This window comes from Mesorhizobium sp. M7A.F.Ca.CA.002.04.1.1 (assembly GCF_004022805.1).
Lineage (GTDB): Bacteria > Pseudomonadota > Alphaproteobacteria > Rhizobiales > Rhizobiaceae > Mesorhizobium > Mesorhizobium ciceri.
Genome location: NZ_RZPL01000148.1, coordinates 1 through 9,763, shown reverse-complemented (window position 1 = coordinate 9,763; position 9,763 = coordinate 1). Strand labels below are relative to the sequence as shown.

9 protein-coding genes are annotated in these 9,763 nt (G+C 63.4%); 6 read left to right on the top strand and 3 right to left on the bottom strand.

The window, feature by feature from the left end:
* Nucleotides 1–182 precede the first annotated feature (182 nt).
* Both ENZ75_RS10605 and ENZ75_RS10600 read left to right on the top strand, forming a co-directional pair.
* Nucleotides 183–1,682, top strand: coding sequence for a sugar ABC transporter ATP-binding protein (locus tag ENZ75_RS10605; protein ID WP_063167477.1), 1,500 nt, complete (start codon nucleotides 183–185; stop codon nucleotides 1,680–1,682).
* Nucleotides 1,683–1,806: 124 nt separating this feature from the next.
* Nucleotides 1,807–2,703, top strand: coding sequence for a LysR family transcriptional regulator (locus ENZ75_RS10600; protein WP_063167476.1), 897 nt, complete (start codon nucleotides 1,807–1,809; stop codon nucleotides 2,701–2,703).
* Nucleotides 2,704–2,803: 100 nt separating this feature from the next.
* On the opposite strand, the gene ENZ75_RS10595 is transcribed toward ENZ75_RS10600, so the two are convergent.
* The gene (locus ENZ75_RS10595) at nucleotides 2,804–4,300 is read right to left on the bottom strand and encodes an aldehyde dehydrogenase family protein (RefSeq protein WP_063167475.1); all 1,497 of its coding nucleotides are present in this window, start codon (nucleotides 4,298–4,300) and stop codon (nucleotides 2,804–2,806) included.
* Nucleotides 4,301–4,441: 141 nt separating this feature from the next.
* Here ENZ75_RS10595 and ENZ75_RS10590 point away from each other — a divergent pair, with 141 nt between their 5' ends.
* From ENZ75_RS10590 to ENZ75_RS10580, 3 genes are all read left to right on the top strand, one after another.
* Entirely contained in the window at nucleotides 4,442–5,185 is a 744-nt protein-coding gene (locus tag ENZ75_RS10590) for a glucose 1-dehydrogenase (RefSeq protein WP_013533144.1), read from the top strand.
* A gap of 25 nt (nucleotides 5,186–5,210) precedes the next feature.
* The gene (locus ENZ75_RS10585) at nucleotides 5,211–6,311 is read left to right on the top strand and encodes an isocitrate/isopropylmalate dehydrogenase family protein (protein WP_063167474.1); all 1,101 of its coding nucleotides are present in this window, start codon (nucleotides 5,211–5,213) and stop codon (nucleotides 6,309–6,311) included.
* A 104-nt stretch (nucleotides 6,312–6,415) separates the two neighbouring features.
* Nucleotides 6,416–7,555, top strand: a complete 1,140-nt coding sequence (locus tag ENZ75_RS10580; protein WP_063167473.1) for an alpha-hydroxy acid oxidase — start codon at nucleotides 6,416–6,418, stop codon at nucleotides 7,553–7,555.
* Nucleotides 7,556–7,805: 250 nt separating this feature from the next.
* Here the strand turns inward: ENZ75_RS10580 and ENZ75_RS10575 are convergent, their stop codons facing one another.
* Nucleotides 7,806–8,405, bottom strand: a complete 600-nt coding sequence (locus ENZ75_RS10575; RefSeq protein ID WP_063167472.1) for a TetR/AcrR family transcriptional regulator — start codon at nucleotides 8,403–8,405, stop codon at nucleotides 7,806–7,808.
* A gap of 357 nt (nucleotides 8,406–8,762) precedes the next feature.
* On the opposite strand from ENZ75_RS10575, the gene ENZ75_RS10570 reads away from it, so the two are divergent.
* Nucleotides 8,763–8,915 (top strand): hypothetical protein, encoded by a 153-nt coding sequence (locus ENZ75_RS10570; protein WP_244514267.1) that lies wholly within the window; start codon nucleotides 8,763–8,765, stop codon nucleotides 8,913–8,915.
* 204 nt (nucleotides 8,916–9,119) lie between these two features.
* Here the strand turns inward: ENZ75_RS10570 and ENZ75_RS10560 are convergent.
* The coding region (locus ENZ75_RS10560) for a LysR substrate-binding domain-containing protein (protein WP_128278089.1) at nucleotides 9,120–9,763 on the bottom strand (644 nt) is incomplete at its 5' end.

Here is a 9,763-nt window from a genome sequence, read left to right as displayed (position 1 = left end):
GGCTGGTGGTTCTTTGCGACGAGAACATGAAGCCGCTGTCGAGTTTCCATTCGCGCGCAGACGGCAAGGTGCACGGGACGCTGAGCGCCTGCGAGCTGGGCGATGATCTGCTGGTCGCCTCGCGCGGCGGATCGAGGATCGTGCGCGTGGCGAGCGCCGCCAGCGGCAAGCGAGGCTAAGCGATGTCGGACGCCAACATCATTGAACTCAGGAATGCCGCCAAGGCATTCGCGCGCATTCCGGCCTTCAAGAATGTCAATTTCGACCTGCGCAAAGGAGAAATCCACGCGCTGCTCGGCGAAAACGGCGCCGGCAAGTCGACGCTGACCAAGGTCATGGCCGGTGTCTTCAAGCTGACCGAGGGCAAGATGACCTTCGACGGCAAGGATGTGTCCTTCGCCACGCCCGCCGAAGCGCTGCGCGCCGGCATCGCCATGGTGTTCCAGGAAACCAACCTGGTGCCGGCCATGACCGTGGCGCAGAATCTCTATCTCGGCGAAGAGAAGATGTTCAACCGGTTGCGCGGCCTCTACATTCAGGCGCGGCAGTTCCTCGCCGGCATGGGCTTCCAGGTCGACCCGTCCGCGCAGGTCAGCACGCTGGGCGCGGCGCACAAGCAGATGGTGGAGATCGCGCGCGCCGTCCACCACAAGGCCCGCGTCATCATCTTCGACGAGCCGACCGCGACGCTGACGCCTGAAGAGAAGAGCCACTTCTTCAAACTTTTGCAGCGGCTGGTGAAGGAGGGCATCGCCGTCATCTTCATCACCCATGCGCTGGAAGAGGCGCTTGCCGTCGCCAACCGCATCACGGTCATGCGCGATGGCGAGATCGTCGCGTCCGGCGAGGCCAAGGGCTTCACCCGCGCCTCGATCGTGCAGGCCATGGTCGGCCGCACGCTCACCGAAACGCTGCATGGCGAGGTCAAGCGCACGGCGCGCCCCTATGGCGACAAGGTGCTTTCGGTCGAGAATCTGTCCTGCGCCGGCCTGGTGCGCAACTCTTCCTTCTCGGTGTTTTCAGGCCAGGTCACCGGCATGTTCGGCCTTGTCGGCGCCGGCCGCACCGAAATGGCCAAGGTCGTCGCCGGACTGTTGAAGCGCAACATCTTCCACGGCGGCGAGATCCGCCTGCTCGGCAAGTCGGTGCGCTATCGGGTGCCCAGGCCTGCGGTGCGCGACGGCATCGTCTATGTCACCGAGGATCGCAAGGTCGACGGTTTCTTCGAAACCATGACCGCGGGCGAGAACCTGCAAATGGGTGAACTGACCGAGGGCGCCAATCCCGTCTCCATGGTGTCGCTGGCGCGAGCCAGGCAACTTGCCCGCGAATGGGGCGAACGTCTGAGCCTGCGGCAGACCAGCGACCGAGCCCGGATGATCGAGCTCTCCGGCGGTAACCAGCAAAAGGTCGTGATCGCCAAATCGCTGATTCAGAAGCCGAGGCTGGTGATCTTCGACGAGCCGACACGCGGGGTCGACGTCGGCGCCATCGTCGAGATCCACCAGCTCATCAGCGATCTCGCTGAGCAAGGCATGGCCGTCGTTGTCATCTCGTCCTACCTGCCTGAAATTCTCGCCGTTTCGGATCGCATTCTGGTGGTCAAGCGCGGCCGCGTGGTCGAGGAGATGATGCTTTCGGAGGCCACCGAGGAACGCGTCATGTTCGCCGCGGTTCATTGAGCGGCTCGACAAGAGAGACACTTTTGCCGGCCAAGCCAGGACCAATGTCTGGCCTGCCCTATTGCCTTGCAATCGGTTCCGCGTCTGAATAGGTCAGGGGTCAGATCACCCTGCCCGAGCGGATATGCCCAGCGTCAACCTCAAACTTCTGCAGACGTTCTTGCTTGCCGCCGAAAACGGCAGCTTCCGACGTGCTGCCGAGGAGAGCAACCGTTCGCCATCGGCGGTCTCGATGCAGATTCGCGACCTTGAGGAGCAGATCGGCATCTCGCTGTTCATCCGCACCGCACAGCGTGCCAGCCTGACGCCGGAAGGCCAGATCCTGTTCGAGGAGATCGCCAACGTGATGTCACAGGTGCAGACCAGCCTCGACCGCCTGACGGAGGTCGCCGCTCGTCGCAAGGGCAAAGTGCAGATCGCCTGCGCCCCGACGCTCGCGGCAAGCCGGCTGGGCGATATCCTGGCGACATTCAAGTTGCGCTATCCACGCAGCATCGTCGAGGTCATCGAGAGTCCGCCGCAGGCCGCGCTTGGCCTTTTGCAACAGCAGGAGGTCGAGTTCTACATCGGCCCGGAACTGCCAAACCTGACGGACTTCCAGTTCGAGTCCATCCTCGACGATCCGCTGATGGCCTGCATCCCCACGGAAATATACGGCGGCGAAAAGAAGCTGCTGCTCTCCGACCTGCTGCGCTATCCGCTCATCCTGCTCAACCGCAAGACCGCCGTGCGCGGCCTTGTCGATCGGCTGACGGCGGCGGAAGGCATCGAGTTCAAGCCGCAATACGAGGTCGAAAGCGCACAGACGGCGGTGGCACTGGTGTGTTCGGGACTTGGCGTCTGCGTGGTGCCCGGCATCGCCATTTCGCGCAATGACGAGCGTATGCGGGTGGTGCCGATCGACCATCGCGACGCCCACCGCTCGGTCGGCATCATCACCGCGCGGGGCTATGTGCACCACTCCTTCTCCGAACAGCTGATGAACCTCATCCGCACCAATTTGCGCGAACTTGCAAACTGAGCGTCGCGCCTTCGGACAGGCACCTTGCACGAGCGCCGAGAATGGTGCGCTGGGAATGCCGCCATTGGCAGCCCGGCCTCACCTGAATATCAGCGCACCCTCAGTCGGTCTGGATCCAGATCGACTTGGTCTCCAGATATTCATGCAGATGTTCGATGCCGCCCTCGCGGCCGTAGCCGGACATCTTCATGCCGCCGAACGGCACCGCCGGGTCGATGGCGTGGTACATGTTGACCCATACCGAGCCGGCCTTGATGCGGCGGGCGAGCTTGTGGGCGGTGCCAAGATGACTGGTGCAAATGCCGGCCGCCAGGCCATAGGGCGTCGCATTGGCCCGCGCCACGGCTTCGTCGAGCGTGTCGAACGGCATCGCCGAAATCACCGGACCAAAGATCTCTTCACGCGCGATGGTCATCTTGTCCGACACCGCACCGAAGACAGTCGGCGCGATGAAATTGCCGCCGTCGTAGGGCCCGCCGGTCAGTCGCGAGCCGCCCGCCATCAGTTCCGCGCCTTCGTCGCGGCCGGCCTTGATATAGCCCACCACCTTGCCGGCCTGCCTGGCATTGATGAGCGGGCCGATTTCGGTTTCCGCCTCGATGCCATGGCCGATGCGAAGCCTGCCGGTAAACTCGGCGACCCGGCGCACGAATTCGTCATGGATTTCGCGGGCCACGAAAAGCCGCGAACCGGCGATGCAGATCTGGCCCGAATGCACGAACACAGCCATCGCGGCGACAGGAACCGCCTTGTCGATGTCGGCATCGCGGCAGACGATGATCGGCGATTTGCCGCCGAGCTCCAGGGAAACGCGCTTGAGGTTGGTCACGCCCGCCCGCGCGATGGCCTGGCCGGTCAGCGTCGAGCCGGTGAAGACGATCTTGTTGACGTCGGGATGTTCAGCGAGCCGCGCCCCGGCCTCTGTCCCGGTGCCGGTGACGACGTTGACGACGCCGTCGGGAACGCCGGCCTCCTGCATCAGCCTGGCGATCAGCAGCGGCGTCAACGAAGCATCCTCCGAGGGCTTCAGCACGATGGTGCAGCCGGTGGCGAGCGCCGGCGCGATCTTCCAGATCGACGCCGCGGTCGGAGCGTTCCAGGGGATGATCGCGCCGACAACGCCTACCGGCTCGCGCCTTGTGAACGAGACGATCTCGCCGGGGATCGAATTGTCTATGGATTCGCCATGCAGCGCGGTCGCCATGCCCGCATAGAAGCGCAGCATGCCGATGACGCGCCGCCGGTTGGCGAGCGTGCGCGTGATCGGCAGTCCCATGTCGAGAGTGTCGGAAACGCTGAGTTCTTCCCAATGGGTCTCGAAGAGATCGGCGATGCGCAGAAGCACGCACTGCCGCTCGTAGGGCGAGAATTTTGACCACGGCCCTTCGAAGGCCGTGCGCGCAGCGTCCACCGCCGCATCGATGTCGGCCGCCGAGCCACGCGGCACGGTGGCCAGCACTTCGCCAGTCGCCGGGTTGAGCGCCTGCATCTCCTGGCCGGATTGTGCCGGAACCCACTTGCCGCCGACGAACATCGGCCGGAATTCGCCATGGTAGAGCGCCGTGGCCTTCGCCCGCGGGTCGAAATTCAGCGTCATCTCTTCCTCCTCACAATTCCGTGGCGACTATGACTCCCACGCCGGTCGACCTCAAACAAGGAAAGCTAAAAGGGCGTTCAGATAATCGGACTGTGCAATGCACGCGACTTCCCCGATGGTGCCGGCAACGGAGGAACAGATATGAGACTTGCTGGCAAGGTCGCTATCGTCACGGGCGGCGGTTCGGGATTTGGCGAAGGCATCGTCAGGAAATTCGTCACCGAAGGTGCGCTGGTCGTGTTGATGGACCGTGATGAGGCCGCCGCGGCTCGCGTTGCTGCCGAAGCCGGCGAAAATGTGCGGCCAATCACTGGCGACGTCTCGACACTCGGAAGCTTCGAAGCGGCGGCAGACCTGGCCCGCTCGGCCTTTGGCGGTCTCGACATACTGGTCAACAATGCCGGCGTGGCCCAGCCGCCCTTGGCGCTCGAGACGATGGACGAAGAGATGTTCGACCGGATCGCCAACGTCAACATGCGATCCATCTACAATGGCGCCCGTGCGGTCGTCGCGCATTTCAAATCCATCAAATCAGGCGCCATCCTCAACGTCGCCTCCACCGGCGGCGTCTCGCCGCGCCCGAATTTGACGTGGTACAATGCTTCCAAAGGCTGGGCGATTGCCGCCACCCGGGCCATGGCCGTGGAACTCGCCCCCTTCGGCATCCGCGTCAACGCCATCAATCCGGTTGCCGGCGACACGCCACTTCTGTCCACTTTCATCGGCTCCGGCGAAGAGAACCGCGCCCGCGTCGTCGCCACCATTCCGATCGGCAGGCTGTCTACGCCGGCGGACATGGGCAACGCCGCGGCATTCCTGTGCTCCGACGAGGCCAGCATGATCACCGGCGTCGACCTCAACGTCGATGGCGGCAAGTGCATCTGAGCGTTAGACCATTTGGGAGTTGGCGATGAAGCCTGTCTACGAAATCGCCGTGGTGCATGGCGACGGCATCGGCCCGGAAGTCTGCGCCGCAGCGGTTCAAGTGGTGAAAGCAGCGCTCGGTCCCGGCAGCCCCTTGCACTTCAGCGAATACCCGGCCGGAGCCGAGCATTTCCTGAAGACCGGCCAGAGCTTTCCCGAGCCGACCTTCCAGGCCTGCCGCGAGGCGGACGCCATCCTGCATGGTGCGGGCGGCTTGCCGGGCGTCATCCATCCCGATGGGACCGAAGCAGGCCTGGATTTCACGCTGAGGCTGCGCTTCGAACTCGATCTCTATGCCAACATCCGCCCCGTCAGGCTTTTCGAGGGCGTGCCGAGCCCGTTGAGCGGAGTGAAGGCCGGCGGTATCGACTACATCATCTTGCGCGAGAACAGCGAAGGGCTTTACGCCGCGCGGGGATCGGGCGCGCTGTTGCGCGGCGAAGTGGCGGTCGACACGCTGGTGCAGACCCGCTCCGGCATCGAGCGCATCGCACGCAAGGCCTTCGAACTGGCGCGCCAGTCGGGCGGCGCGCCCCGTGACGGCGTGCGCCGGGTGACCTGCTGCGACAAGGCCAACGTGCTGCGCAGCTATGCCTTCTTTCGCTCCGTCTTCGACGAAGTGGCGAAGGACTATCCCGATATCGCGACCGAGCACGCGCTGGTCGACGCCATGGCGATGCATCTCGTGGTGAAACCGGGCCATTTCAACGTCATCGTCAGCGAGAACATGTTCGGCGACATCCTGTCCGACCTCGCCGCCGCGACGGTGGGCGGGATGGGCATGGCGCCTTCAGCCGAGATCGGCGCGGCCAACGGCTTCTTCCAGGCCGCGCACGGCTCGGCGCCCGACATTGCCGGCCAGGGTATCGCCAATCCGTATGGGACGATCCTGTCGGCAGCCTCGATGCTCGACTGGCTCGGCCACAAGCATGGCGACGAGAGACTCAACCAGGCCGCAGCGCGCATCCGTCGCGTGACCGAGGACTGCCTGGCCAACGGGCTTCTGAGCGCCGATCTGAAAGGCAGGGCGTCGACCAGCGAGATAACCCGTTCGGTCTGCGACCGGCTCGCTGCCGGGCGCGACTGATATGACCAAGCCAAGGATAAATCTTGTTGGACCTGGCAAGGTCGGCCAGACGCTCATGCGCCGGATATTCTTCATCGCCGGCCGGCACAGGGTCCAGACCTGAGATGGGCGCTCTCGATCGCCAGGTTTCGGTCGAGGACTTTCGCACGCTTGCCCGTCGTCGTCTGCCGAAATCCGTCTTCGAATTCATCGATGGCGGGGCGGGGCAAGAACTCACCCTCAAAGCCAATCGAAGCGATTTCGAAAAGATCAGAATTTTGCCGCGCGTGCTTACCGATGTTTCGCATCCGAACGTTTCCACGACGCTCTGGTCCGAGACCTTGCCAACACCGCTGGTGATCAGCCCGATGGGCTCCTGCGCGCTGGTCAGGCCCGGAGCCGACATTGCCATCGCGAGGGCGGCAACCGCTCGCAGCATCCCCTACACGCTCTCCACCATGGCCACGGCCAGCATCGAAGGCATGGCGCGAGCCGTACAGGGGCCGCTGTGGTTCCAGCTTTATGTGCTCAAGGATTTCGACTTCAATCGCCAGTTGGTGAGGCGAGCGGAAGAATTTGGCTATTCGACGCTGGTGGTGACCGTTGATCTGCAAGCCGGTGGCAAGCGCGAAAAGGATCTTAGGAACGGCATATCTATCCCACTGCGGCCTTCGGCCCGGCATCTCTGGGAAGGCATGCTTCATCCTGGCTGGTCGCTGCGCCTGCTGCGCGGCGGTCTGCCCCAGTTCGAGAACGTCCGCGGCTATCTCGGTGACAACAGCGCCGGCCTGACGATCGCCGCGCGTGTTGGCGGCAGCCTCCATGCAGGTTTCGACTGGGACGATTTCCGCCAGATCCGCGACTGGTGGAAAGGCCGGCTGCTGGTCAAGGGCGTCCTGCACCCGGGCGATGCGTCGCGACTGGTGGCGGCTGGTGCCGATGGCATCTGGGTGTCCAACCATGGAGGCCGCCAGCTCGACGGTGCTGTATCGAGCATCGATGCCCTGCCCGCTATCCGTCAGGCACTTGGCGCCCAAATCCCGATCCTCATCGATTCCGGTATCCGCACGGGCACGGACATCGTCAAGGCCAAGGCACGCGGCGCCACCGTCGCGGCGATCGGCCGGGCCGCCCTGTTCGGCGCCGTGGCTGGCGAGCCCGGCGTGGCCAAGGCACTGGATATCATCCTGGACGAAGTGGTGACTTGCCTCAGGCTCTGCGGGATCCCCCGTTTTCAGGAAGCGGGATCAGAAATGATAGCATAGCGCCAAGACGAGTGCTCACGCTTGGTCAAGAGGTACAGAAAACCCCCGCTCGTCCAATATTCTTCCTCATCATGCCAAGGTTTTGCTATCGCGGTTGTGCAAGCGGCTGCGGGCGGCCGACCAATTGCCGCCCTCACACGCCGCTCCTTCCCAAGCCCAGCGGCCGCCTGTCAGAGAGCACTTGTTTGATGCACACCCGCTAGCGGCGGTCGTGATTAAATTCGAGAGGCTGCACAGTCGGATAGGCAGACTAAGGTCGGCCGCCCGGTGCTGTTTTCGGTTCCATCCACCCGTTCTTCAGAATGTCGCGAAGCACGTTGCGGATGTCTTCGCCCGCTGCCGTTGCGCCGCTCGCCCAAGCGATCGCCAGTGCCCCGAAAAAGATGTCGCGCCCGGTCATCGTCCGTCGTGCAAGCCCTTCGTCCTGTGCAGCCTTCAGGATTCGCTCCGTCGTCGCGATGACAGCATGGCAGGTCGGCGTCAGCGGGGATTCTACTCGGCAAGCCGCCCGTAACGGTTCAGGCAAGCCCTCATAAGCCAGCATCCAGTCGCCGAGAGCTTCAACCCAGAGTTCGAGTGCGCGGCCTGCATCGCTCTCCCCGGCTTCGATTTCAACGCGACGATGGTCGAGGCCTTCATAATGAAGAACTAACAGCGCAGCCAGCAGGGCGTCTTTGTTTGGAAAATGGCGGTAGAGCGTCCCTGCTCCCACGCCCGCCAGCTTCGCAATAGAATCCATCGAAACGTCAACACTGTCGTTGCCGAACGCTTGTCGCGCCACCTCGAGAATGTGCGCCCGATTATGCTGCGCGTCCCTGCGCAGGGCTGACGCGACCGAAAATTGCGACATTACTGACCTTGAACCCTTGAATACCGGAGACACTCTCCGTATCTAAAAGCCGAATCGGAGAGAGTCTCCATATAGCCCCCGGTCGATTATTCTAACAGGTCGGCATTAGCGAGCGAAACGAGGACACGATGATCAGGCAGATGATACCGGCATGCATCCGGACAACGGGCACCGCAACCTGCCTGGCGCCTGGCGCGCGCCGTCAGTAGATGCCGCGAGCTATACGAGTTTCGAGGCGGACTGCTCCGTCGGCAGCACCGCCCTGCGCGACCCTCTGGATGTCCGCTCAATACGGAATAGATCCGCGCACCATGCGCTGAGCAACCGGGCACGCCCGCCTACTGCACGGAACTGACGTTGCCTGATCTTCAGGATGCGCTGTCCACGGCGGAAAAGGCGCGCGCACCCGGAATTCGCGACGCGCTGATCAAGGGCTTCATCGAGGCGACGCCTCCCCTCCGCCACGAGCAGATCGTAGCCCGCAACCGTGAAGTCACCGCCCGCCGATGAGAAACTTCTCCGGTTCCGGTCCGAGGTGGACCAATAAGACTGTCCAAGAATTCCTTCTGTTTGTCGGGAGCAACCTGAGGGACGACGATGACGAGGTAATTTGCGACAAAGGTGAAATCCCCCTTGATGATGCGAGGCATCAGCTCCTGCGCGCGGCATGCTCCGCTGCTCAACCAGCCATAGCGCCTGACTGGCGGCAGGAGGTTAGCCGCCGCCGCCCATGGTTACGGACATAAAGGCCCGGAAGGCCGCAGCCGCCGGTTCGATTGATCTGTCACGCGACCAGGCAAGGCCAACGTCCATAGTGGGGATGGGCTCGACAAGCCCGCGCACTTCGATGCGCTGCCCCTCCAAGGACCAGGGGCGGTAAACCATGTCGGACAGGACAGTGACCCCCATGCCGGCAGCCACGAGCGACCGCACGGCCTCGACCGAACTGGTGGTAAGGACGGCGCGGAGCGAAAGGCCCGCGGCATCCCAGTAACGGGCGGCCGTCGTGCGTGCCTCGTCAACCGTCAGCATGACATAATCTTCCGCCGCCACATCGGCGAGGCTGATCTCCTGCCGCGCGAGGAGGTGATGATCAGCCGAAAGCCAGAGCCGGCGGTTCGACCGCATCAAGACCTCCTGCGCCAACTCCTTGGTGTGCTCCAGGTTCGACACCAGCATCACGGCCATGTCGATGTCCCCGCACATCAACCCGCTTTCGAGAGCGTCTCGGGGCAGTTCCAGCACCTCGACCTCGATCTCGGGATAGGTCTTTCGAAAGCGCGCGTAGTGGCGCGACATGTAGTAGCCGACGACCGTGTAGGTCATGCCCAGCCGCAGCTTGCCCGCCAGGCCTTTCC

Excerpts from the sequence above, each read along its gene's own strand:
- ENZ75_RS10590 (WP_013533144.1), top strand. The coding sequence starts at position 4,442 with ATGAGACTTGCTGGCAAGGTCGCTATCGTCACGGGCGGCGGTTCGGGA.
- ENZ75_RS10600 (WP_063167476.1), top strand. The coding sequence starts at position 1,807 with ATGCCCAGCGTCAACCTCAAACTTCTGCAGACGTTCTTGCTTGCCGCC.
- ENZ75_RS10575 (WP_063167472.1), bottom strand. The coding sequence starts at position 8,405 with ATGTCGCAATTTTCGGTCGCGTCAGCCCTGCGCAGGGACGCGCAGCAT.
- ENZ75_RS10585 (WP_063167474.1), top strand. The coding sequence starts at position 5,211 with ATGAAGCCTGTCTACGAAATCGCCGTGGTGCATGGCGACGGCATCGGC.
- ENZ75_RS10605 (WP_063167477.1), top strand. The coding sequence starts at position 183 with ATGTCGGACGCCAACATCATTGAACTCAGGAATGCCGCCAAGGCATTC.
- ENZ75_RS10595 (WP_063167475.1), bottom strand. The coding sequence starts at position 4,300 with ATGACGCTGAATTTCGACCCGCGGGCGAAGGCCACGGCGCTCTACCAT.
- ENZ75_RS10580 (WP_063167473.1), top strand. The coding sequence starts at position 6,416 with ATGGGCGCTCTCGATCGCCAGGTTTCGGTCGAGGACTTTCGCACGCTT.